General features: G+C 31.1%; 23 protein-coding genes and 1 tRNA gene. 16 read left to right on the forward strand and 8 right to left on the reverse strand.

Annotated features, from left to right (window positions below; all coding sequences use genetic code 11):
• Positions 1-49: 49 nt before the first annotated feature.
• The 3 genes from rnpA to ACU4C5_RS05175 are packed head-to-tail and all read left to right on the forward strand — an operon-like array spanning position 50 to position 2,947.
• Positions 50-427, forward strand: coding sequence for a ribonuclease P protein component (gene rnpA, locus ACU4C5_RS05165; RefSeq protein WP_446845986.1), 378 nt, complete (start codon positions 50-52; stop codon positions 425-427).
• Between the two features lie 12 nt (positions 428-439).
• Positions 440-2,074, forward strand: a complete 1,635-nt coding sequence (locus ACU4C5_RS05170) for a S41 family peptidase (protein WP_446845987.1) — start codon at positions 440-442, stop codon at positions 2,072-2,074.
• A gap of 36 nt (positions 2,075-2,110) precedes the next feature.
• Positions 2,111-2,947, forward strand: a complete 837-nt coding sequence (locus ACU4C5_RS05175; RefSeq protein ID WP_446845988.1) for an OmpA family protein — start codon at positions 2,111-2,113, stop codon at positions 2,945-2,947.
• On the opposite strand, the gene ACU4C5_RS05180 is transcribed toward ACU4C5_RS05175, so the two are convergent.
• The 3 genes from ACU4C5_RS05180 to rpiB are packed head-to-tail and all read right to left on the reverse strand — an operon-like array spanning position 2,944 to position 4,757.
• The gene (locus tag ACU4C5_RS05180) at positions 2,944-3,387 is read right to left on the reverse strand and encodes a GNAT family N-acetyltransferase (protein ID WP_446845989.1); all 444 of its coding nucleotides are present in this window, start codon (positions 3,385-3,387) and stop codon (positions 2,944-2,946) included. The genes ACU4C5_RS05175 and ACU4C5_RS05180 overlap by 4 nt on opposite strands.
• Before the next feature lie 25 nt (positions 3,388-3,412).
• Positions 3,413-4,318, reverse strand: coding sequence for a cation diffusion facilitator family transporter (locus ACU4C5_RS05185; RefSeq protein ID WP_446845990.1), 906 nt, complete (start codon positions 4,316-4,318; stop codon positions 3,413-3,415).
• A 1-nt stretch (position 4,319) separates the two neighbouring features.
• Positions 4,320-4,757 (reverse strand): ribose 5-phosphate isomerase B, encoded by a 438-nt coding sequence (rpiB, locus tag ACU4C5_RS05190; RefSeq protein WP_446845991.1) that lies wholly within the window; start codon positions 4,755-4,757, stop codon positions 4,320-4,322.
• Between the two features lie 730 nt (positions 4,758-5,487).
• On the opposite strand from rpiB, the gene rnr reads away from it, so the two are divergent.
• The 5 genes from rnr to ACU4C5_RS05215 all read left to right on the forward strand — a co-directional run bounded on the left by rnr (position 5,488) and on the right by ACU4C5_RS05215 (position 10,007).
• Positions 5,488-7,677 (forward strand): ribonuclease R, encoded by a 2,190-nt coding sequence (gene rnr / locus ACU4C5_RS05195; protein ID WP_446845992.1) that lies wholly within the window; start codon positions 5,488-5,490, stop codon positions 7,675-7,677.
• A 13-nt stretch (positions 7,678-7,690) separates the two neighbouring features.
• Complete coding sequence (locus ACU4C5_RS05200) at positions 7,691-7,990, forward strand: heavy metal-binding domain-containing protein (RefSeq protein WP_514132398.1); 300 nt, start codon at positions 7,691-7,693, stop codon at positions 7,988-7,990.
• Between the two features lie 75 nt (positions 7,991-8,065).
• The gene (locus ACU4C5_RS05205; protein WP_446845993.1) at positions 8,066-8,743 is read left to right on the forward strand and encodes a head GIN domain-containing protein; all 678 of its coding nucleotides are present in this window, start codon (positions 8,066-8,068) and stop codon (positions 8,741-8,743) included.
• A gap of 100 nt (positions 8,744-8,843) precedes the next feature.
• Positions 8,844-9,518 carry a LysE family translocator gene (locus ACU4C5_RS05210; RefSeq protein ID WP_446845995.1) on the forward strand — a complete coding sequence of 225 codons (675 nt, stop codon included), beginning with the start codon at positions 8,844-8,846 and terminating at the stop codon, positions 9,516-9,518.
• A gap of 30 nt (positions 9,519-9,548) precedes the next feature.
• A complete protein-coding gene (locus ACU4C5_RS05215) occupies positions 9,549-10,007 on the forward strand; it encodes a hypothetical protein (protein ID WP_446845996.1) in 459 nt (152 codons plus the stop codon).
• 126 nt (positions 10,008-10,133) lie between these two features.
• On the opposite strand, the gene ACU4C5_RS05220 is transcribed toward ACU4C5_RS05215, so the two are convergent.
• From ACU4C5_RS05220 to ACU4C5_RS05230, 3 genes are all read right to left on the reverse strand, one after another.
• A tRNA-Cys gene (locus ACU4C5_RS05220) sits at positions 10,134-10,204 on the reverse strand.
• 90 nt (positions 10,205-10,294) lie between these two features.
• Positions 10,295-10,660, reverse strand: a complete 366-nt coding sequence (gene folB, locus ACU4C5_RS05225; protein WP_446845997.1) for a dihydroneopterin aldolase — start codon at positions 10,658-10,660, stop codon at positions 10,295-10,297.
• Positions 10,661-10,725: 65 nt separating this feature from the next.
• A complete protein-coding gene (locus ACU4C5_RS05230) occupies positions 10,726-10,935 on the reverse strand; it encodes a zinc ribbon domain-containing protein (protein ID WP_446845998.1) in 210 nt (69 codons plus the stop codon).
• A gap of 128 nt (positions 10,936-11,063) precedes the next feature.
• Between ACU4C5_RS05230 and ACU4C5_RS05235 the strand changes: the two genes are divergently transcribed.
• On the forward strand, positions 11,064-13,082 hold the full coding sequence (locus ACU4C5_RS05235) for a glutamine--tRNA ligase/YqeY domain fusion protein (RefSeq protein WP_446845999.1): 2,019 nt from the start codon (positions 11,064-11,066) through the stop codon (positions 13,080-13,082).
• 118 nt (positions 13,083-13,200) lie between these two features.
• Positions 13,201-14,352 (forward strand): GNAT family N-acetyltransferase, encoded by a 1,152-nt coding sequence (locus ACU4C5_RS05240; protein WP_446846000.1) that lies wholly within the window; start codon positions 13,201-13,203, stop codon positions 14,350-14,352.
• 67 nt (positions 14,353-14,419) lie between these two features.
• Here ACU4C5_RS05240 and ACU4C5_RS05245 read toward each other — a convergent pair whose 3' ends face one another.
• Positions 14,420-15,340 (reverse strand): SPFH domain-containing protein, encoded by a 921-nt coding sequence (locus ACU4C5_RS05245; protein WP_446846001.1) that lies wholly within the window; start codon positions 15,338-15,340, stop codon positions 14,420-14,422.
• Between the two features lie 120 nt (positions 15,341-15,460).
• Between ACU4C5_RS05245 and ACU4C5_RS05250 the strand changes: the two genes are divergently transcribed.
• Positions 15,461-16,144, forward strand: a complete 684-nt coding sequence (locus ACU4C5_RS05250; RefSeq protein WP_446846002.1) for a hypothetical protein — start codon at positions 15,461-15,463, stop codon at positions 16,142-16,144.
• Positions 16,145-16,204: 60 nt separating this feature from the next.
• On the opposite strand, the gene gltX is transcribed toward ACU4C5_RS05250, so the two are convergent.
• Entirely contained in the window at positions 16,205-17,716 is a 1,512-nt protein-coding gene (gltX, locus tag ACU4C5_RS05255) for a glutamate--tRNA ligase (RefSeq protein WP_446846003.1), read from the reverse strand.
• A gap of 212 nt (positions 17,717-17,928) precedes the next feature.
• Between gltX and ACU4C5_RS05260 the strand changes: the two genes are divergently transcribed.
• The 5 genes from ACU4C5_RS05260 to ACU4C5_RS05280 all read left to right on the forward strand — a co-directional run bounded on the left by ACU4C5_RS05260 (position 17,929) and on the right by ACU4C5_RS05280 (position 25,327).
• Positions 17,929-21,339 carry a hypothetical protein gene (locus ACU4C5_RS05260; protein ID WP_446846004.1) on the forward strand — a complete coding sequence of 1,137 codons (3,411 nt, stop codon included), beginning with the start codon at positions 17,929-17,931 and terminating at the stop codon, positions 21,337-21,339.
• The gene (gene ybeY, locus ACU4C5_RS05265) at positions 21,332-21,742 is read left to right on the forward strand and encodes an rRNA maturation RNase YbeY (protein ID WP_446846005.1); all 411 of its coding nucleotides are present in this window, start codon (positions 21,332-21,334) and stop codon (positions 21,740-21,742) included. Before ACU4C5_RS05260 ends, ybeY begins: the two co-directional genes overlap by 8 nt.
• An 83-nt stretch (positions 21,743-21,825) precedes the next feature.
• On the forward strand, positions 21,826-23,703 hold the full coding sequence (mnmG, locus tag ACU4C5_RS05270; protein WP_446846006.1) for a tRNA uridine-5-carboxymethylaminomethyl(34) synthesis enzyme MnmG: 1,878 nt from the start codon (positions 21,826-21,828) through the stop codon (positions 23,701-23,703).
• A 32-nt stretch (positions 23,704-23,735) separates the two neighbouring features.
• Positions 23,736-24,593: a class I SAM-dependent methyltransferase gene (locus ACU4C5_RS05275; protein ID WP_446846007.1), complete on the forward strand. Its 858-nt coding sequence runs from the start codon at positions 23,736-23,738 to the stop codon at positions 24,591-24,593.
• Positions 24,594-24,808: 215 nt separating this feature from the next.
• Positions 24,809-25,327 (forward strand): OmpH/Skp family outer membrane protein, encoded by a 519-nt coding sequence (locus ACU4C5_RS05280; protein WP_446846008.1) that lies wholly within the window; start codon positions 24,809-24,811, stop codon positions 25,325-25,327.
• Positions 25,328-25,450: the final 123 nt, after the last annotated feature.

The following is a 25,450-nucleotide window of genomic DNA, read 5'->3' on the forward strand; positions in this document are numbered from 1 at the left end:
TTTTTTATAAAAATAGCATAATTATATTTACATTGTACCTATATTACAGATGAATAACACTTACAGTAACACCGAAAAACTAAAAAGCAAAAAGCTTATAGAGCAGCTATTTTCCGAAGGAAATTCAGTCATTGCTTACCCATTACGTTTGGTGTATTTAAAATGTGAAACACCTTTAGAAGTTCCTCTAAAAACGGGCGTATCTGTAAGTAAAAGAAATTTTAAAAAAGCGGTAGATAGAAACCATATTAAACGCCTTTTAAGAGAAGCCTATCGCTTAAATAAATTAGAGTACATTAACAACATGCCTCATTCTTATGCGTTAATGATTTTATATATTGGAAAAGATGGTATAGATTTTGAAACCATCAATACCAAGATGAAAAAACTCCTTAATAAGTTTACCGAACAGACTTTAAAACATTAAATTTTAATTGAAATGAAACGACTTTTACATAAAAAAATACTCATTCCGGTGTTCTTACTTTCTGTATTTTTTACAGGAACAGCCTTTAAAAGTAATTTTTTTGAAGTTGCTAAACAAATTGAAATTTTCACCACTTTATTTAAAGAACTCAACATGAATTATGTTGATGAAACTAATCCTGGTGACTTAATGGATACCGCCATAAAAAGCATGTTAAGCGATCTTGATCCTTACACTAATTTTATGAACGAACAAGATGTAGAAGCGGCCAGAATTAATAACACAGGCGATTATACAGGTATTGGAGCAAGTGTTTTAACTAAAAAAGATAAATTAGTAATCGTGGAACCTTATAAAGATTATCCTGCCGATAAAGCAGGTTTAAGAGCAGGGGATGAGATTATAAAAGTTGAAAATGTAATTGTTGCAGATTTTAAAGATGATGCCGGAAACTTACTACAAGGTGCTGCCGGAACATCGGTAAACGTGACCTATGTAAGACAAGGTAGAACGCAAAACACTACTATAAAAAGAGAAGCCGTTGAGATACATGCAGTACCACATTTCTCAATGGTTGATGATAAAACAGGCTATGTAGTATTACGAAAATTTAATAATAAAGCTTCCACTGAAACTATAGCAGCCATTAGAGCATTGAAAGCAGAAGGTGCTAAAAAAATAATTTTAGATTTAAGAGGAAATCCAGGAGGTTTACTTAGCGAAGCGGTAAATGTGGTAAACATATTTGTACCACAAAATCAATTGGTAGTGACTACAAAATCTAAAGTTAAAAAATACAACAAAACCTATTACACACAAAAACAAGCCTTAGATACCGAAATTCCTGTAGTAATTTTAATTGATGGAAGAAGTGCTTCGGCAAGTGAGATAGTATCAGGTGCATTACAAGATTTAGATAGAGCTGTGATAGTTGGAGCAAGAAGTTTTGGAAAAGGATTGGTACAACGCCCAAAACAGCTTATTTATGGCACACAAATGAAAATTACTATCTCTAGATATTATACACCTTCAGGACGTTGCATACAAGCATTAGATTATTGGAATAGAGATGAAAACGGAAAAGCTGCACGTGTAAAACAAGAAAATTATAACGCTTTTAAAACTAAAAAAGGACGTACCGTTTATGATGGTGGTGGAATTGATCCAGATTTAAAAATGGACGAGTCAAAATACAGTCCCATAACCACAGCTATACTTAACGATAATCTAATTTTTGAGTATGCTACAAAGTATTATTACAAAAATAGAGTAGCAAATATTAATGATTTTAAACTTTCAGATAGTGATTTTAAAAACTTTAAAAACTATCTAAAAACTAATAATTTCAACTTTGAAACCAAAACAGAAAAAGCATTTGATAACGCGATAGCAATTGCTAAAGAAGAAGGTTTACAAAATGCAATTAACACTAATTATAATACACTTGTAGATGGGTTAAATACCTATAAAAATCAAGCTATAGACGATAATAAAACCCAATTATTAGCTTTATTATCAGACGAGATTGTAAAGCGTTATTTTTACAGAGAAGGTTTATATTCGTATTATATTACACACAATCCTGAAATTAAAAAAGCTACAGAAATCCTTAAAAACCCTTCCACTTATTTAGGATATTTAAATTAAATTTTAAGCTTTAAAAACGGATTATAAAACTAAAAAATGAAAAAACTCTTCATATTATTTCTCTTAATAACTCAATTTATGTGTGCTCAAAAAAAGCTAACACATGAGGTATATTTTGAAACCGATAAATTTGAAATTCCTTCAACAGAAGAAAACAGACTCCTTTTATTTCTATCACAAATAGAAAATTTAGAGATTCAAAAAATTTCAATTTATGGTTTTACAGACGATATTGGGAGTGATAGTTACAATCAAAAGCTATCTCAAAACAGAGCTAATTCAATAAAAAATGTCTTTTCTAATAATGAGTTCGACGAGTCTATAATTACTAATGTAGACGGGAAAGGCGAAATTCTACTTAAAATAATTAAAGAAGAAAATCTTAATAAAATAAGAGGTTTAAATCGTAAAGTAGAGATTATTGTAGAACCTTATGATCCTCCAAAAGTAGTTGAAGAAACTCCTAAAAGTACAGATACTAAAGCTGCTTTAAAAGGCGAATTAAAAGTAGGTGATAAAATTACTTTAGATAATATTTTATTTAGAACTGGGTACAGTTATTTAGCTCCAGAATCTGTAAAAACAATGTCTGAAATAGCAAAAGTACTTGTTGAGCGTGATGATATTTATTTTACAATTCAAGGTCATGTTTGTTGTACAAAATATAGTAGAGATGCGGTTGATAGACGTACAAAAAAACGCAATTTATCTGTAGCACGTGCCAAATTTATATACGATTATCTTGTTAAAAAGGGGGTAAGTGCAAGACGTATGAAATACGTTGGAATGCGTCGTAAATTCCCGCTTGGTGGGGAAGCTAAATTTGACAGACGTGTAGAGCTTTTAGTCACTTATGTAAGTGAAAACAACTAGTGTTTTATCATCTCAATATGCGGAATATCATCTTCTAAATAAGAGGTTCCTACAACTTTAAATCCAAGATTTTTATAAAAATTTTCAAGGTAACATTGTGCTGAAATTTGGACAGTATTGGTATTAAAATGAATATTTACAGCTGCTATTGAAGCCTCCATAATATCATAACCATACTTATGTTTACGCTCATTTTTACTCACCACAACACGTCCAATACTCGCATTTTCAAAGTAATTTCCTGCATTAAATATACGTGTATAAGCCACAATTTTTCCATTTTTCATCCCTAAAACATGAAGTGCTTTAGCATCTTTTCCATCAATATCTTGATACGGACAATCTTGTTCAACTACAAAAACTTGACTTCGTAATTGTAGGATATCATACAACTCTTCAATGCTTAATTTATTAAATTCTTTTACTTTTATATCAATCATTTTATATAAGATATGTGAATTAATTTTAATCTTGAACAATTACTTCTTTAGGATCTTCCTTATTATATTCGGGTTGAATAGTCACATGATTAATGTTAAATTGATCATGTAATAACTGTTCAATCTCTAATAATAAAGCATTAAATTGAGTGGTAGAGATATCTTCTTCTAGGTCTAAATGCGCTTCTAAATGAAGTTCTTCATCACTTAAATTCCATATATGAACATGATGTAGTTTCTTTACTTTAGAGAGTTTATTCACCTTAAAAACTACCTCTTTTATATTAATATGATCTGGCGTAAACAGCATAATCATTTTTGTAGAAGTCTTTAATAAGGCTAAACCAACCCAAATTAGGTAAACCGCAATTAGAAAAGTAAGGAGACTATCTACCCAAAATAACTGGAAATATTTCATCAATAATCCACCAATTAATACGGCAACACTAGCTAACATATCAGTTAGTAAATGTAAATATGCCGACTGCATATTGATGTTATTTTTTGCTGTTTTTTTAATTAAAACAACGCTATATCCGTTCCCTAAAATAGCTACAATTGAAAGCCAAATAACCAAATTAGATTCAATTTCTTGAGGATTTTGAAAGCGTTTTATAGCTTCAAAAATTAAAATTATAGCTACAATTATTAAGGTTGATGCATTGATAAAAGCGGCTAAAATTTCGGCACGTTTATAACCAAAAGTTCTATTTACAGAGGCTTTTTTTTTTGATAATTTTGAAGCAATATAACTTACAATTAATGAAATTACATCACTAAAATTATGCAATGCATCACTTAATAAAGACAAGCTCCCAGACACTAAACCACCTATAACTTGTGCTACCGTAATACCAATATTTAAAAGGATAGAAATCATGAGACTTCTATCCTTTAAATTAGAGTGATTATGTGAATGAGAGTGACTCATATTAGCATGTTTTTGCAGGTATTTTGTCTACTCTATTTTGATGACGACCACCTTCAAAAGCAGTATTTAAAAAGGTGTCTACCATTTTTATAGCCTGCGGAATTGAAGTATATCTAGCCGGTATACATATAATATTAGCGTTATTATGTTGTCTTGTTAATTCAGTAATTTCATCAATCCAGCAAATCCCAGCACGTACATTTTGGTACTTATTAGCCGTCATAGCAACACCATTAGCACTACCACAAATTAAGATACCAAAGGGTACTTTTGAGTTGTTAACATCTTGTGCAACGGGGTGTACAAAATCAGGATAATCAACGCTATCTGCAGCATCAGTTCCATAGTTAGTTAACTCGTAACCTTTAGCCTCTAAATGCTTCATTATAGCAAATTTATAGTCGGTTCCGGCGTGATCATTTCCAATAGATATTTTCATAATATATAGTTGTGTGTTTGTTACTGTAAAGGTACAAAACCAATAGGAAATGAATCATTAAATGACTAGCTTTCGTACCGCTTATTTTTCAATTGTTAATTACTATATGTTTACATGGTGATAACTTGTTTATAACTTGTGATTAATATATGATAGCTAAATTTTGATATTACAATTATTTTTACAAGCGAGATTTTAAGTTTAAAAACCTAAAAAGTTAGCACTTTTTTTTGGTGAAGTTTTAAGAGTAAGAATTGATGGTTATCAACATCAAAAACTTAAAAACTTATAAGAATTTCACTATTAACAACAGTTATCAACAGTTGTTAATAACGTATATTAGATGCTATAAATTAGATATTTAAAAGTAATGTCATTGTTAACTTCCTATTAATAGAACGTAAATAAGATAAAAACAAAATTAAAAACACGAAAGTTATACCGCTATTAACAAACCATCATATACATTAATTTTTTTTTAAATTTTAAAAGAAAAAGGTTTATATAGTATATAATGTGGATAACTCTTTTTTGAAGCTTTTTGTTTACAATGACTTTACCTCTTTAAAAAACGTTTACAGGTTTCAAATGCTAAATTAATATTAAGAAAAAGTTGATTTAATATATAAACCGTAACTTTGTTATATATTTATAACCAGTACTTCGCTTTTTATTAGGTTATAACAGAACACCTTCCTACCTTTAGGAAGATAAAGATTACAAATATTACATGACAAAAAAGAAACACAGGAAACCTTCAAATAATAAGATTTCCAACCTTACAAATACTATTTTAAGTATTTTAAAAAAAGACAGAAACCAGACTTTTAATTATAAACAGATTGCAGCAAAAATTGGCGTTAATGATTCTAGCAGTCGCAATCAAATCATTAAAAAACTTCAACAATTAAAAGCTAAGCAAGAAATTGAAGAATTAGAACGCGGTAAATTTAAAGCCATCATAAATACCGATTATCATACCGGTAGAGTTGATATGGCTTCAAGAGGATCTGGGTATATAATTAGCGACGATTTTGAAGAGGATGTATACATTGCTTCAAACAATATGAATAAAGCCTTACACGGCGATGAAATTGAATTCTATGTTTACAAAAGACGTAACCGTGGAAAAATGGAAGGAGAAGTTACCAATATCATAAAACGCGCAAAAAGCGAATATGTTGGAGTTATTCAAATTCATAAAAATTATGCCTTCGTAGTTGCCGATAGTAACAAGATGTACAAAGACATTTTTGTGCCTATAAATAAAACAAACAAAGCCGAAGATGGTGATAAGGTTTTAGTGACTCTTGAAGACTGGCCAGAAAAAGCAGATTCTCCTAACGGAAAAGTAAAAGAAATTTTAGGAAAACCAGGAGAACATAATACAGAAATTCATGCCATACTTGCCGAATATGGATTGCCTTTAGAATTTCCTAAAGAAGTAGAAGATTTTGCAAATAAAATTGATACCTCAATTACTGCCGAAGAAATTGCAAAACGTCGCGACATGCGAGATGTTTTAACTTTTACCATTGATCCAAAAGATGCTAAAGACTTTGATGATGCATTATCATTTCAAGTTTTAGAAAACGGATTATACGAAATAGGAATTCATATTGCCGATGTGTCACATTACGTGCAATCGGGAACCATTTTAGATGACGAAGCTTACGAACGTGCTACTTCAGTTTATTTAGTAGATCGTGTTGTGCCAATGCTTCCAGAAGTATTATCAAATAATGCGTGTTCTTTACGTCCGCATGAAGAAAAATATACCTTCTCAGCAGTTTTTCAAATTAATGATAAAGCAGAAATAAAAAACCAATGGTTTGGCCGAACTGTAACTTACAGTGATGCACGTTTTGCTTATGAAGAAGCACAAGCAATTATAGAATCTGGTACCAATGAAATTCCTGCAGAAGTTTCGCTTACAGGAAAAGCTTATAAAACCGATCAAAAAATTGCAGACGCCACTTTAAAATTAGATGAATTAGCAAAAATTATGCGTGCAGCACGTATGGAATCTGGAGCTATTTCTTTTGATAAAGTTGAAGTGAAATTCAATTTAGATGCTGAAGCAAATCCAATAGGCGTATTTTTCAAAACGAGTAAAGATGCCAATAAATTAATTGAAGAATTTATGCTATTGGCAAATAGAAAAGTTTCAGAATTTGTAGGAAAACAAAAACCTGAAAAAACATTTGTTTACCGTGTACACGACGAGCCAGATGATAACAAATTAGCAGCACTGCAAAACGTAGTGAGTAAATTTGGTTACAAACTAGATTTTACCGATCGTAAAACAACTACGGCTTCGTTAAATAATTTATTACAGCAGGTAAACGGTAAAAAAGAGCAAAATTTAGTAGATACGCTTACCATAAGAACTATGAGTAAAGCCGAATATACAACGCATAATGTAGGTCATTACGGATTAGCTTTTGATTATTACAGTCATTTTACATCGCCAATTCGTAGATATCCAGATGTTATGGCACATCGTTTATTACAATTATATCTTGATGGCGAGAAATCTGCAAACTCAGATATTTACGACGATAAGTGTAAGCATTCTAGTAACATGGAAAATTTAGCCACTAAAGCCGAAAGAGATTCTATCAAATACATGCAAATTCGTTACATGGAAGATCACAAACAAGAAGAATTTGTTGGTGTAATTTCTGGAGTTACAGATTGGGGTATTTATGTTGAAATTGTGCAAAACAAATGTGAAGGAATGGTAAGTGTTCGTGATATGAAAGACGACCATTATCAATTTGATGAAGATCATTTTGCTCTTGTAGGAAAAAACAACAAAACGATGTACCAATTAGGTGATGAAGTTATTGTAAAAGTTAAAAATACAGATTTAGTAAAGAAACATCTTGACTTTAATTTGGTAGGTAAAAACGAATAGTCTCACAAAAATTATGATATTAACAACAACAAATTCTGTTGAAGGATTAAAAATACAAAGCTATTTAGGTATTGTAAATGGCGTAAGTGTAAATACAAGAAAAAGTTCTTTTTCATTTAAAATGGAAAAATATTACGATGCTCTTGAGGCTAGTGTTAATGAAGTAAAAGATTTAGCTTTTCAAAATTTAACCGAAAACGCTTTAAAGTTAAAAGCAAATGCCGTAGTTGGTATAAAAGTTGATGTTGAAACCTTTCCAGGATCTACATTAATTTTGGTATCAATTACCGGAACTGCAGTTATTGTATTTTAAAAGTGTAACAATTTTTAAATTTCAGTATCTATAAATCAGTCTAGATTTTGTTTAGAACTTAAAACACGTAAACCCATGAAAAAGATAGTAGCAATTTTTATGTTTTGTATTGCTTTTACAGCAATTGCACAAAACCCATTAGATAAACAAGTAGGAGATTTTGATGAAGTTAAAGTTTTCGATTTAATTGAAGTCAACCTAATCAAAGATACCAACACCAAAGTTGTTATTACCGGAGATGATGTTGATGATGTTGAAGTAGTAAATAAAAACGGAAAATTGAAAATCCGTATGAAGTTTAATAAGCAATTTAACGGACAGAAAACATTTGTAGCTGTTCATTATACCAAATTATCTGTTATTGATGGAAATGAAGGCGCTTTTATCACCGCAAACGAATTAATTGAGCAAGATTATATTGAGTTGAAAGCGCAAGAAGGAGCACACCTTAAAATAGGTTTGGATGTTGAAAAACTAAATGTAAAAACAGTATCAGGTGGTATTGTAGAAACTTTAGGAAAAGCAACATTTCAAGACATCACATTAAATACAGGTGGGATTTACGAAGGAAAAACCTTTGAAACCACACAAACAACCGTTAGTATCAAAGCAGGAGGAGACGCTAAAGTAAGAGCTTCAAATATTGTAGATGCTAAAGTGAGAGCTGGTGGTAACGTGAAAATTTATGGAAACCCAAAAACAGTAATTGAAAATATTGCTTTAGGCGGTAACGTAACCCAAATAAAAGACTAGTACAACAGTCTTTTTTACATAAAAATAACAAGTTATAAATAGTGTTTTCACAACGTTGCATAAAAAAAAGATGTAATTTTGTAGAAACACTATTTTTTTTATGTTAGACATTATCTTAGCGGCAATTCCTTTTGGTATTATCTTATCTTTTACCATCGGACCTGTATTTTTTGTACTTCTCGAAACCAGTGCAACAAAAGGCTTTAAGAGTGCTTTAATATTTGATGCTGGTGTAATACTTGCCGATATTTTATTCATACTAGTTGCTTTTTATAGTACAAATACTATTATAGAAAAAATAAAAGGCGAACCAAGTTTCTTAATATTTGGAGGTATTTTATTAGCGACTTACGGACTTATTTCTTTCATAAAAACATCAAAATCTTTTAGAGAAATTGTAAAAGAATACCATACTGTCGAACTTCAAAAAAACTACGGAAAACTATTTTTAAAAGGGTTTTTACTAAACTTCATTAATATAGGTGTACTTTTAGGTTGGTTAGGATTTATTATTATCGCTAACTCAATTGCAGATTCAACTGAAGGCGTTTATGTGTTTTTAGGAACTATATTATCTGTATATTTTATTATAGATCTTATAAAAATTGTAATTGCCAAAGTCTTAAAAAATAAACTAACACCTAGACGTATTTTTAAAACTAAAAAAGTAATTGCTTTAGTGATTTTAGGCTTCGGAATTTTATTATTAGCCCAAGGCTTTTTTCCGAAAGAAAAAGAAATGCTTAAAGAAAAATTAGAGCAAACCATTCTTTAAAAGATATATTTGGTTTTAATGCGTCTGTTTATGGTTAAAAAAACGGCTATAAAAAGTCTTATTATTCAGCATAAAAAAAATACTTTAAAAACGCATTTTAAAGATGTTTTCTTACGTAATACTGTGTCTTATAGTGGTGAAGTTAAAGCTCACGAAATTCTTCTTTGGCGTTCTTCAATACAGTTACGAGCAGCATATCCTGTTTATCATTTAAAATTTGATGAGAATGATATTTTAATAGACATTTCTCTTCAAGATAATCCGTATTATAAATTACTCAATAAAGTGTTTTGGGGTGTGCAATTGCTATTATTTCCATGTCTTCTTATCGTTTCAGGTTTTAAATCTGCTTGTACAGCACTTGTTGTACAAATAATTATTATGTTTTTATTTCAGTTACTTTTTAAGCGTATAAAAAGATTTGAAACTAAAGTAATGACCAATGAATTAGAAACAAAAATTAAGACTTTAGATGGGGTGAAAATTTAATTAACTTTAGATAAATATTAATCTAAAGTTCGTTGAGTTGTCAAACCAATCTATCTTACTCTAAATTTTTATAAAATTTAAAAACAAAGCATAAAAAAACCCTCAACATATGTTGAAGGTTTCTTGAGGTGTCGAGCGGATTCGAACCGCTGTAGATGGTGTTGCAGACCACTGCCTAGCCACTCGGCCACGACACCCTTTATTTTTTACAAAAATAGAAATATTTTAATGATATCTCCGTTTTAGCGTGGGCAAATGTAAAAAAAAATAAGCGGTTTCACTATATACTATTGCTTTTTTCTCTTTTTAGTCATTTTTATAGTCACCATTTCTACATCTCCACCAATTGGCGGATTTAGTTTGCGCACTAAAACAGTAGCTTTGGTTATTAATTTTTCGTCCTTAAAAATTCGATCTAAAATACGTTTTGCAACCGTTTCTAATAAATAAGAAGGTTGTTGCATTTCTTCGCGCACAATTCGGTTTAATAATACATAATCTACCGTATCACTAAGCGCATCGCTAATTGCAGAAGGTTGTAAATTCGCTTTTATTTCTAAATCTACACGATAATCACTTCCTATTTTGGTTTCTTCAATTAAGCAACCATGATGTGCGTAAACGCGTATGTTTTCTACTTTAATAATTCCCATACTACAAAAGTACTATTCAAAATTCAGATTTCAAGTTAAAAAAAGAAAGATTTTTAAATCGGTTATTAGCTCGTAAAAAAGTCAAATACGTTACTTAATCCGCTAGTTTTAGTCTTATAAAATTCGGTATAAGTACAACGTTCGCAAGTTACGGTTGTAAATTTTTTATTCTGAACATCAAAAATCTTAGCGAAAAAACCACCAGTTGCGCGCATTTGGTCTGTTTTAAAACTTTTGTTGTGACATTTTGGACATTCGTAATTTATATGTTTCATAATTTTAGTGTTTACATTATACGTCTAAAAAATATCACTTATGTTACACTTTATATTAACGTCTATGCTTAAAAGTTAGCTTTAAATTAACTAATTTTGCGCCTTACATTTGCAATATATTTTACATTATGTCTGAAGAAATTAAATCACTCAATTTTATTGAGCACATTATAGAAGAAGATTTAGCTAACGGTTTAGAAAAATCTAAATTAAGGTTTCGTTTTCCACCAGAACCAAATGGATATTTACACATTGGTCATACAAAAGCTATTGGTATTAGTTTTGGTTTGGGTGAGCGTTATAACGCACCTGTAAATCTTAGATTTGATGATACCAATCCTGCCAAAGAAGAACAAGAATATGTTGATGCCATTAAGGAAGATGTTTCTTGGTTAGGATATAAATGGGAAAATGAATTGTACTCATCAGATTATTTTCAGCAATTGTATGATTGGACGATTTTATTAATTAAGGAAGGAAAAGCCTATGTAGATTCGCAATCTAGCGAAGCTATGGCCACTCAAAAAGGAACACCTACACAACCCGGAGTTGACGGTCCTTTTAGAAACCGTACGGTAGAAGAAAATTTAGACCTTTTTGAACGTATGAAAGCTGGCGAATTTGAAGCTGGCGAACACATATTACGTGCAAAAATAGACATGCAACATAACAACATGTTAATGCGTGATCCTATTATGTATCGTATTTTAAAGAAAACACATCATAGAACTGGTGACGATTGGTGCATTTACCCAATGTACGATTGGACGCACGGTGAAAGTGATTACCTAGAGCAAGTGTCTCATTCGCTTTGTTCGCTTGAATTTAAACCTCACAGAGAACTTTACGATTGGTTTAAGGAGCAAGTTTACGATTACAATAAAACAGAATACCCAATGCAACCTAAGCAACGTGAGTTTGCACGTCTTAACTTAAGTTATACTATTATGAGTAAACGTAAGTTGCTCAAATTGGTTGAAGAAGGTATTGTAAACGGTTGGGACGATCCAAGAATGCCAACAATTTCTGGTTTACGTCGTCGCGGATATACGCCAAACTCAATTCGTCAATTTATTGAAAAAGTAGGAGTTGCCAAGCGAGAAAATGTCATTGATGTTTCACTTTTAGAATTTTGCATTCGCGAAGATTTAAATAAAACGGCATCTCGTGTGATGGCCGTTTTAGATCCTGTGAAAGTTACTATTACTAATTATCCAGAAGATAAAGAAGAATGGTTTGATGCTGAAAATAACCCTGAAGATGACGCTGCTGGATCTAGAAAAGTTCCTTTTTCTCGCGAATTATATATTGAAAAAGACGATTTTAAAGAAGAAGCAAGTAATAAATTTTTCCGTTTGAAATTAGGCGGAGAAGTACGTTTAAAAAACGCTTACATTATTAAAGCCGAAGACGTTGTTAAAGATGAAAGTGGAAATATCACCGAAATAAAATGTACCTATTCTGAAGATACTACCAAAAAAGTGAAAGGAACCTTACACTGGGTATCAATTAAACACGCGGTTAAAGCCGAAGTAAGAGAATACGATCGTTTATTTAGTGATGAAGCTCCAGATAGTCATGGCGATAAAGATTTTATGGAATTTATAAATCCAGATTCTTTAAAATTAATCACTGCTTTTGTTGAACCAAGTCTTACTGAAGCTCATACTGGCGACCGTTTTCAGTTTCAACGTTTAGGATATTTTAATGTGGATACAGATAGTAGTTCAGAAAAAATAATTTTCAATAAAATTGTTGGTTTAAGAGATACTTGGGCAAAACAAAAGCCAAAAGAACAACAACAAAATAATGCACCAAAGCAAAATAATAATCCGCAACAAGGTGGTGCAAAAGCGATAAATACAATTAATAAATTAGGTAAAAAGTACACTAATTTACCTGAAGAAAAACAAGTAAAAGTTCGTGCTGATATTTTAGAATTAGCTAAAGATGTTACTTACGAAGAGTTAGAACCTTTATTTGCTACCGCTGTGAAAAAAGTAGGAACGCGTATTGCTGCGATGCTTATTTTAAATGTGAAATTAGCAGAAGGCTTAACCAAAAACGAGGCGGTTAATGATTTTATTGCTAAAGCTTTAGAAGATAAAAATGAGCTATTAGTTACTGAAGCTAATGCCGTTAAATAAATAAAAAAAACGTTCAATTAAAACCCTTAAGTATATTTACTTGAGGGTTTTTTGTTTTAAATGATGAAATTCATCTATTTCAAGTATCTTTATTCCACCGTTAATTTCTTTGATTTTCGTGATAGAATTTAAAATTTTCAATAACCATTCTCAACTTTCAATTATTTGGGATGATTTTGTAGCTCACGATGTGTTTTTACAAAGTCAATATTTTAAAGCTGTTGAAGTTGCTTCTCCCAAACATATTTCTTGGTATTACGTTGGTGTTTTTAAAGTAGAAAAATTAGTAGGTGTTTTTATTGTACAACGTGTGCAATTATATCTTGAAGATATTTTTAGAAACCCTAAAGATTCTTGTACTAAACAGCAATTAAAACATCACATATCTAAAATATTAAAAGGAAATATATTAGTTGTAGGAAATTTGATGCATACAGGACAACACGGACTCTTTTATGACACAGATAAACTAAGTGGTAAAGAATTTATAAACGTTGTTTTTAAGGCTTTAAATTCACTAAAAAAAGAGATTAAAAAGTCTTCAAACAAAACTATAAGAACATTTTTACTTAAAGATTATTTTGATACTGACAGTATTCATGAACATACAAAAGTTTTTAAAAAATTAAAATTTCATAAGGTAAGTGTACAACCAAATATGATACTTCCTGTAACGTGGCATACTTTTGATGATTATAAAACCAATCTCACTAAAAAATACAGACAACGATTAAATTCGGCACGAAAAAAAGCGTCTGTAATTGTAAAAAAAGAACTCACTTTACAAGATGTAGAAATTCATCAAAATCGTTTATTTGAGTTGTATAAAAATGTATCGGATAATGCTAAAATTAATACGTTTTTACTTCCAAAAGGGCATTTTTATAGTCTAAAACAACAATTAGGAACCGATTTTAAGGTTTTTGGTTATTTTTTAAATGATATTTTAATTGGTTTTTATACGCTAATTATTAATAAAAGTGTCTTAGAAACTTACTTTTTAGGTTACGATAGTACACATCAATATACCTATCAATTGTATTTAAATATGCTTTATGATATGGCTGAATTTGGGATAAATAACCAGCTTAATTCTGTAGTATATGCAAGAACTGCTATGGAAATTAAAAGCTCAGTAGGTGCCAAACCAATAGCAATGAGTATGTATATGAAACATACTAATGTAATTTTAAATTCGGTATTACAACTTCTTTTTAAAACCATGAATCCTACGCAAGATTGGGAAGAACGTCATCCTTTTAAAGTATAACAAAAAACAACCCCAAAGTTGCCTTTGAGGTTGCATTAAAATATAGATATAAAAAGGATTTAAAAACTTACTCCTCTTTATTTTTTTGAGCATTTTTCATAGCTTCACCAATTTGGTTACTTGCTGTAAAACTTGCTACCATATCATTTAACATATTACTTCCCGCTTGTGGCGAATTTGGTAATAAAATAAGGTTACTATTAGTTTCACTACCAATAGCTTGTAATGTATCGTAATGTTGTGTTACTACAATTAAAGCAGAGGCTTCTTGTGAGTTAATTCCAACACGGTTTAATACATCTACAGATTCTTCCAAACCACGTGCAATTTCACGACGTTGATCGGCAATACCTTGTCCTTGTAAACGTTTGCTTTCAGCTTCAGCTTTTGCTTTTTCAACAATTAAAATACGTGCAGCATCTCCTTCATATTGTGCAGCAGTTTTTTCTCTATCGGCAGCATTAATACGGTTCATTGCCGCTTTTACTTGCGCATCTGGATCAATATCTGTAACTAATGTTTTAATGATATCATATCCGTAATCTTGCATGGCATCATTTAATTCAGATTTTACTGCAATTGCAACATCATCTTTTCTTAAAAATACATCATCCAAAATCATTTTTGGAACTTCAGCTCTTACCACATCAAATACATAAGATGTAATTTGATCATGAGGATAATCTAACTTATAAAACGCATCTTCTACTTTATCTCTAATTACTTTGTATTGTACAGATACTTTAAGACGCACAAATACATCATCTTTAGTTTTGGTTTCAACGATAACATCTAATTGTTGAATTTTTAAACTCAAACGCCCAGAAACACGATCCATTAACGGAATTTTCATTTGTAAACCCGATTGACGGATATTTTTAAAACGCCCAAAACGCTCAATTACAGCTGCCGTTTGCTGTTTTACAATAAAAAAGGATGAAATTAGAATAAATAATCCGAAGATTAAAAAGGGAATAATGAAGAACATAGTTTTTTGATTTTTAGGTTAAAAAATAATTGTTACTAATTTAAGTTATATTTATTGATATATTATAAATATAAACTCAAGTATTATTTATAGGTTTGTTTTTAAAACTCGCTATATCTCATGAAAAACAAACAGTATATTCTATTAGTAGTACTTTGTATAGGTTTTGTTACAATTTCTTTTTCTCAACATAAAAGATATGCCATAAAAAACGGTATTGGAATTCAAGGTGGTATCACTCAATTTGATATTATTACAGATAATTTTGAAACCGTAAAAACCGAAGGTTGGATTGGTGGATTAAACGCCACAGTAGATTTGCCACATAAATGGTATAAGGTGAGTTATAGTATTCAACTTTCTGAAAATAATATAGGAATTATGGCTAACAAAATTAGCGGTATTTCTTTAGTTGAAGAGCAGGTAGATTATAAATTATTTACTGCACAAATTGCCTTTTTATTTCATGCTAAAGTGATACAAGATTATTTAACTATTGATTTTGGGCCTATGTTACAATACAATAGTGAGTTGGAAATGAAGGATGATAATCAAGAAAATTATTTAATTCAGAATTACAATAATTTACTAGCAAAAGACATTACAGGTATTTCGCAATTTAATGTGAATGGCGCAATTGGTGCAACTGTAGGTTTTTCTAGTTTTAAATTGAGAGCACAGTATATTTATGGGTTTACCAATATGCTTAATAAATTAAATAATGATATTGATCTTACAGGAGGGGATTCTAAATTTAAAGGACACCAATCTATGTTAGCTTTTACAGCGATGGTTGTATTTTAAATTTCAGTCACAATAAAGCATAAAAAAAAGCGAGTTTTTCAACTCGCTTTTTTTGTTATCTTATAACGTCTCAGTTATTTTTTCAATACGTTTTATGGTTTCATTTTTACCAATCATATACATAATATCAAATACGTCCGGACCTTGTAATGCGCCAACTAAAGCTAAACGCAATGGCATCATTATCTTACCAAAACTAATTTCGTTTTTAGTAATCCATCCTTTTATTTCTGTTTGAAGTGTCTCTACCTCAAAGTCTTCAATAGGAGAAATAATAGCTACTAATTGTTCCATTAATTCTTTTGTACCTTCTTTTAAAGCTTTTTTGCTTGCTTTTTCATCGTAGGTTTCTGGGGTTACAAAGAAAAAGTGTGTTAAGTCCCAAAAATCACTTACAAATGTGGCACGTTCTTTAATTAATCCTACTGCTAATGAAATAAAATCTACATCAATATCAGCTAATTCTTCACGAGAAGCTTTAAAAGTAGCTGCTAAATCATCGTTATGTTGATCTTGCATGTAATGGTGGTTAAACCATTTTATTTTATCCGGATCAAAACGTGCTCCAGATTTATTTACTTTCGCTAAATCAAAGGCAGCGATAAGTTCTTCTAAATTAAAAATTTCTTGTTCCGTACCTGGATTCCATCCTAAAAAGGCTAGGAAATTTACCATAGCATCGGCAAAATAACCATCTTCTTTATACCCTCTAGAAATTTCGTTGGTTTTTGGATCTTCCCATAATAATGGAAACACAGGAAAACCTAATTTATCACCATCACGCTTGCTTAATTTTCCTTTTCCTGTAGGTTTTAAAATTAATGGTAAGTGAGCAAATTCTGGAGATTCCCATCCAAAAGCTTTGTATAATTGGTAGTGTAAAGCTAAACTTGGTAACCATTCTTCACCTCTAATTACATGCGAAATTTCCATTAAATGGTCGTCTACAATATTAGCTAGGTGATAGGTTGGCATTCCGTCACTTTTAAACAACACTTTGTCATCCAGTATATTAGTGTCAATTTTAATATTTCCTCTAATAATATCTGTAAGATGAAGCGTCTCATCTTGTGGTGATTTAAAACGAATTACATAATCTTCACCAGCATCTAGTTTTGCCTGAGTTTCTTCCGCGCTAAGCGATAAAGAATTACTCATCTGTAAACGATTATGCCAGTTATAAATAAAGGTTTGCTTGTTGGCTTCGTGCTCTTTTCGAGAAGCATCTAAAGCTTCGGCAGTATCAAAAGCGTAATAAGCATCACCACTTGCAATAAGTTGATCGGCGTATTGTTTGTGTAATTCTTTACGTTCACTTTGTTTGTAAGGACCAAATTTTTCGTTCTTGTTTGGGCCTTCATCAAATGGCATATTACACCAATTTAAGGCGTCAATAATATATTTTTCGGCACCTTCAACATATCTATTTTGGTCGGTATCTTCAATACGAAGTACAAATGTTCCGTTATGCTTTTTAGCAAATAAATAGTTGAATAAAGCAGTACGAACCCCGCCAATATGTAAAGGTCCAGTAGGACTTGGTGCAAAACGCACACGAACGTTTTTAGTCATGTTTTTTTATTTAAGTCTCCAAAGATAGACTAGCAAATAATAACGAGCAAAGAAAATAGGATAAAGCCTAATTTTTTATGCTCTAAATACATTTTTAAGCCTTTTTATCTCCAATTGTATTCTGTTTTTTTGAAATTAACACAATCTTATCAGCTGTAACTAATTACAGATAAAAATAAAATTGTAGTTTAGTAAGTTAAAGACGTAATTACTTGAATAATTTTAAAAACATACAAGATAAATTAGAGCAGTTTATAAAACGGTATTACACCAACGAGCTTTTAAAAGGCGCTATTTTGTTTTTTACAATAGGATTTTTATATCTTTTATTTACCTTAATTATTGAATATGTATTATGGTTAACGCCGCTTTTTAGAACGCTTTTATTCTGGATTTTTATAGCTGTTGAAGTTGGCCTGTTTGCTAAATTTATAGCTTTACCATTGGCTAAGTTATTTAAACTTCAGCATAGAATAGATTATAAAGACGCCTCTAAAATTATTGGAGAACATTTTCCTCAAGTAAGCGATAAGTTACTTAATGTGCTTCAACTGAAAGAAAATAATGTAGAGTCGGAATTACTCTTGGCAAGTATTGAACAAAAATCATTAGAGTTACGCCCAATCCCGTTTAAACTGGCTGTTAATTTTAAGCACAGTTTAAAATATCTTAAATATGCTGCGATTCCTGTTGTGGTAGTATTGCTAACCTTTTTTACCGGACATTTTAATTTATTTAGTGACAGTTATGAGCGTGTGGTAAATTATAAAACGGCTTACCAACCGCCAGCACCTTTTGAATTTTTTGTGGTAAATGAGAATTTAAAATCTATAGAAAATGAAGATTTTACACTACATATTTCTACCGCAGGTGATTTGGTTCCAGAGAATGCACAAATTAAATATAATAATCAAACCTATTATTTAAAAAAAACGGCTCCTGGTCAATTTGAATATACATTTACACAACCAAAATCGGCTATCAATTTTCAGTTAACGGCCAATAAGGTGAATTCAAAAAACTACACTTTAGAGGTGGTGAAAGTTCCGGCATTGGTAAATTTTGAAATGCTTTTAGATTACCCCAATTATGTATCTAAAAAAGATGAAACTTTAAAAAGTACAGGAAGTACAACGGTTCCAGAAGGAACAAAAATTACGTGGCAAGTCAATACGCTTTCAACAGATAATGTCAATTTATATAGTAAAGATACTATAGTTTTTACTGCGGAAGACAACGGAAAATTCAACACTACAAAACAGATTTTTAATACGTTTGATTATAGCATAAGTACGAGTAATGAGAATTTAAAAGATTATGAAAATCTTGATTTTTCAATTCGTGTGGTTAAAGATGATCACCCGCAATTAGATATTAAAATGCAAAAAGATTCTATTGATCATCAAACGCTATATTTTTACGGTCAAGCGAGTGATGATTATGGATTAAGTAAATTGCAATTGGTGTATTACCCATCAAACGATGATAGTCATAAACGTTATGAAATGTTACCGGTTTCTAAATCTAATTTTGATGAATTTGTAAGTGCATTTCCAAATCAATTAGAGTTGGAAGAAGGTGTGAATTACGAACTCTATTTTCAGGTGTTTGATAACGATGTGCTTCATAATTATAAAAGTACAAAAAGCACCGTTTTTTCTTATAGAAAACGAACTCAAGATGAAGAAGAACAAAAACAACTTGAAGAACAAAATAAAACTATTGAAGATTTAAGTAAGACATTTGATAAGTTAAAAGATCAAGATGTAAAGTTGAAAGATTTATCAAAAACTCAAAAAGAGAAAGAGCAACTCAATTTTAATGATAAAAAGAAGTTAGAAAATTTCTTAAAACGTCAGAAAGAGCAGGAGCAATTAATGAAGGATTTCAATAAAAAATTGAAAGATAATCTTGAGAATTTTCAACAAGAAAAAAAGGACGAATTTAAAGAAGATTTAAAACAACGTCTTAAAGAAAATGAAGAACAGCTAAAAAAGGACGAAAAATTATTAGACGAGTTAGAGAAGCTTCAAGATAAAATTAAGAAAGAAGAACTTACCGAAAAGTTAGAGCAATTAGCAAAACAGAATAAAAATAAAGAACGCAGTTTAGAGCAATTATTAGAATTGACTAAGCGTTATTATGTGGCTAAAAAAGCTGAAAAACTTCAAGAAGACTTAAAAGATTTAGCAGACGAGCAAGAAAAACTTTCTGAAGAAACTAAAGAAAAGAACACCAAAGAGGCTCAAGATAAATTGAATGAAAAATTTGAAGACCTTCAAAAAGAATTAGAAGATCTTCAGAAAGAAAATAAAGAACTCCAAAAACCTATGGATGTTCCTCAGGATAAAGCTGCCGAAGAAGAGATTAAAGAAGAGCAAAAAGAAGCGTCTCAAGAATTAGAAAAACAAGAACAACAAGAGAAGTCTGGAGATAAAGAAAAATCTGAAAAGAGTGAAAATAGCGCTAAGAAAAAACAAAAAAGTGCAGCTAAGAAAATGAAACAGATGAGTGCTCAAATGTCTCAAGCAATGATGTCGGGTGGGGGAGAGCAGATGTCTGAAGATGCCGAAGCACTTCGTCAGATTTTAGACAACTTGGTATTGTTTTCTTTCAACCAAGAATCGTTAATGAATACATTTAATAGTATTGAAATTAATCACAACGAATACGGTAAACATTTACGTAAACAAAGCAGTTTAAGAACCCATTTTGAGCATATTGATGATAGTCTCTTCGCTTTGTCTTTACGACAGCCTAAACTTTCAGAACAGGTTAATAAACAGATTACTGAAGTCTTTTTTAATATTGATAAAAGCATGAGTCAATTATCAGAAAATCAATTAGATAGAGGTGTTTCGGCTCAGCAATATACTATTACAGCTACCAATGAGTTAGCTAATTTTTTAAGTGATGTTTTAGATAATATGCAAGCTCAAATGAGTGCTTCGGGTTCAGGACAAGGTGGCGAAGGCGAAATGCAATTACCTGATATTATTCAGAGTCAAGAAGAACTTAATAAAGCGATGGAAGAAGGCATGAAAAAAGGCCAAAAAGGAAAACCTAATGAAGGTGAAAATGGTAAAGCTGGAAAAGACGGAAAAGAAGGTGAACCTAAAGATGGCGAAGGAAAATCGGGTGAAGGACAAGACGGTAAAAGTGGTAAGGATGGAAAACAACAAGGCGAAGGAGAAGGTAATAGTGAGGAGATGAATGGCGAGTTGTTTAAAATATACCAACAACAACAACAATTACGTGAAGCGTTGCAAGATCATTTATCAAAAAATCCTATAGGAAATATTGAAGGCAAACAATTATTAAAGGATATGGAGGAGGTAGAATTAGATTTATTAAACAAAGGTTTTACCAATCAAACGCTTCAAAAAATGATGGATTTACAACATCAATTATTAAAAATGGAGAATGCCACCTTTATGCAAGGAGAAGAGAATAAGCGTAAATCTGAAACCAATAATAAAGACTTTAATAACAGGTCTAATAATCAAATACCAACGGCTAAAGAATATTTCAATACTACTGAAATTTTAAATAGACAAGCCTTACCTTTGCAGCAAATTTATAAAAAGAAAGTACAAGAATACTTTAAGAAAACAGATGACTAGTTTTAATTACGAAACCGAGTTTGAGCTTCAAAATGAAGCAGAACTTTCAGAATGGATTTCTGCTACAATAGAAGCAGAAGGTTATAGAGAAGGAGAGATAAATTACATTTTTTGTGATGACGAATACCTACATAAATTAAATGTAGAGTTTTTAGATCATGATACATTAACCGATGTAATTAGTTTTGATTATACCGTTGGAAAAGAAATTCACGGTGATATATATATATCTGTTGAACGTGTACAAGATAATGCTAACGACTTTAAAGTAGCATTTAGTAACGAGCTTCAGCGTGTAATTATTCATGGTATCTTACATTACTGTGGATATAAAGATAAGACTGATACTGACGAAAAAGTAATGCGTAATAAAGAAGAATTCTACTTAAATACGCTGTCTTAAAAGTGTTTTATTCAGCATATATTTGCATCCCAATTTATGGGAATTAATTTAAAAAGAAACAAAATGTTTCACGTGGAACAATTATGAGTTTATTTCAAGATACATACGATGTTATTGTAGTAGGAGCTGGTCATGCAGGAAGTGAAGCCGCCGCCGCCGCCGCAAACATGGGAAGTAAAACCTTACTTATTACCATGAGTCTTCAAAACATTGCGCAAATGTCGTGCAACCCAGCGATGGGAGGTATTGCAAAAGGGCAAATTGTTAGAGAGATTGATGCGCTTGGTGGTTACAGTGGTATTGTTAGTGATACGTCTGCTATTCAATTTAAAATGCTTAACAAATCTAAAGGTCCAGCCATGTGGAGTCCGCGTGTGCAAAGTGACCGTATGCGTTTTGCTGAAGACTGGAGAATGATGTTAGAAGGTACCGAGAATTTAGATTTCTATCAAGAAATGGTTCGTGGTTTAATTGTAGAAGATCATAAAGTTGTTGGAGTAAAAACATCTTTAGGAGTAGAGGTAAGAGCAAAATCAGTGATCCTTACTAATGGGACTTTTTTAAATGGATTGATTCATATTGGAGATAAAAACTTTGGTGGTGGTCGTGCAGGTGAAGGTGCCGCAACAGGAATTACAGAACAACTCGTTGAGTTAGGTTTTGAGTCTGGTAGAATGAAAACAGGAACGCCTCCGCGAGTGGATGGACGATCGTTAGATTTCTCTAAAATGACTGTGCAACCTGGTGATGCTGTTCCAGAAAAATTCTCTTATTCAGATGAAACAAAACCATTAACCAAACAACGCGATTGTTACTTATCTTATACAAGTAATGAAGTGCATGATTTGCTTCGTGAAGGGTTTGATAGATCACCAATGTTTAATGGTCGTATTCAAAGTACGGGTCCAAGATATTGTCCGTCTATTGAAGATAAAATTAATCGTTTTGCAGATAAAGATAGACATCAATTATTTGTTGAACCAGAAGGTTGGAAAACTTGCGAATTCTATGTTAATGGATTCTCGACATCACTTCCAGAAGATGTTCAATTTAAAGCATTACGATCAGTTGTAGGTTTTGAAGGGGTTAAGTTTTTTAGACCAGGTTATGCTATCGAGTATGATTATTTTCCGCCAACACAATTACAGCATACATTAGAAACTAAACTTATAGAAGGGTTATATTTTGCAGGTCAAATTAACGGAACTACAGGTTATGAAGAAGCTGCTTCTCAAGGTTTAATGGCTGGTATAAATGCCGCATTAAAAGTACAAGAACGCGAGCCTTTTATTTTAACTAGAAGTGAAGCTTACATAGGTGTTTTAATTGATGATTTAATTACTAAAGGAACAGAAGAACCTTATAGAATGTTTACATCGCGTGCAGAGTATCGTACGTTGTTAAGACAAGATAATGCAGATTTTAGATTAACGCCAAAAGGATTTGAATTAGGTTTAGCTAGCGAAAAACGATTAAAGAGAATGGAAGAGAAGTTTAAAATGTCTTCTCAGTTTGTTAAGTTTTTTAAAGACACTAGTGTATCGTTAGATGATATTAACCCTATTTTAGAATCTAAAGATTCTGCTCTAGTAAAACAATCAGGGAAATTATTTAAGATTTTTTCTAGGCCAAATATTGGAATGGAAGATGTAAGAAAGATTGAAAGTGTTGAAGCTTTTATTCAAGAACACGATCTAGATAAAGAGGTGATTGAGCAAGCCGAAATTCAGGTAAAATATTCTGGATATATTGACAAAGAAAAAAACAATGCCGATAAACTAAACCGTTTAGAGAATATTAAGATCCCTAAAGATTTTGATTATTCAATACTTAAGTCAATGAGTTTTGAAGCACGTGAAAAACTAAATAAAATTAGACCGGTAACTATATCTCAGGCGTCAAGAATTAGTGGAGTTTCTCCAAGTGATGTTTCTGTACTTTTAGTTTATATGGGACGATAATTTAAAGTTGTTCCACGTGGAACAAAACATAAATGAATTCAAAAAACATACATATTACACTTAAAGATTATTCGGTTTCTGGTGAAGAATTTCAGTTACAGTATAACGAAGATTTACAGATGCTCGAAACATTTCCGATGCCATCTTTAAGTAAGCTACCCGAATATTATAAAAGTGAAGATTATATTTCGCATACCGATACCAAACGTAATCTGTTTGAAAAAGCATATCATGTGGTGCGCTCAATGTCGTTAAAACGAAAACTAAGATTAATTAATTCGTTTACTTCAGAAGATAAAAATCTTCTAGATATTGGATGTGGTACAGGTGATTTTTTACAATTTGTAAAACAACACGATTGGAAAGTTTCGGGAGTAGAGCCAAATGAAGCTGCTAGAAAAATAGCCAATTCAAAAACTAATAATGCAGTATTTGATATTGATAAGCTTTCTCAATTTAAGCCAGAGAGTTTTGATGTCATTACACTTTGGCATGTATTAGAACATTTGCCAAATTTAGAACTGCAAATTTCAACATTTAAAAAACTTTTAAAACCAAACGGAACTTTAATTATTGCTGTTCCTAATTATAAAAGTTATGATGCGCAGTATTACAAAAATTTTTGGGCAGCTTATGATGTACCAAGACATTTATGGCATTTTTCAAAAACATCAATTTCAAAATTAGTGGGAAGAGAAACGATGGAAGTCGTTAAAATTTTTCCGATGCCATTTGATGCATATTATGTGAGTTTGCTTTCTGAAAAATATAAAACAGGAAAAATGAATTATATAAAAGCATTTTTCATCGGTTTTAAGTCAAACAGGAAAGCGCGTAGGGAAGGAGAGTATTCTTCACTTATTTACACCATAAAAAACAGGGAAAACTAATTTTAACAAGCGTAATTAGGTTTTTAGACTTATAAACGCGTAATAATATTAACTTTTTTTAAAACGCGCTTAAAACCGCTTTAAAACGAGTCGTTTTTAATAGGTTGAAATTATAATTAGCCTATTTTTAATTAGTTTTATCAATGAATAAAATATTTTAATAAAAAGTCTACAACTTTTATACATTTGCAAAAAAAATAACAAAAACCAAAACAATGAAATATTTAGGATTAGTAGTTTTAATGGCGATAGGTTTTACATCTTGTCAAGAACAACAAAAAATTGGATTTATTGATAACGGAGAAGTGATCAATGCATACCAAGCAAAAATTGATTTAGAAGAAACATACAAAGAAAAAGATGTTGTTTTTCAAAAGAGAAGAGATAGTATGATTGCTGCTTACCAATTAGAGTTAAAAGAAGCTCAGGTGAAAGCGCAAAGAATGTCTCAAGCTAAATTGCAAGAGTTGTCTCAACAAATTCAACAAAAAGAACAAATGTTATCTCAAAAAATTCAATCTGAACAACAAGAGATGCAACAATCTTTTCAAGCAGATATTGATTCTGTAATTGTAAAAGTAAAAGGATTTGTACAAGATTATGGGAAAACTAACGGTTACACTTATATCTTAGGTACAAGTGAAAATGCAGCTAGTGTACTTTACGGAAAAGAAGAAAACAATCTTTCTAAAGAAATTACTGAAGCTTTAAATGCAGCTTACGAGAAAAAATAAGTAATCAATATATTATATGAAAAGCCAACTTTTAAAAGTTGGCTTTTTTTGTGCTTTATTTTGAGTTGATCTTTATGTTATTTTTTTGACGCTTTCTAATATTTAAAAATAATTAACGTTAGT

This window comes from Lacinutrix undariae (assembly GCF_052934785.1).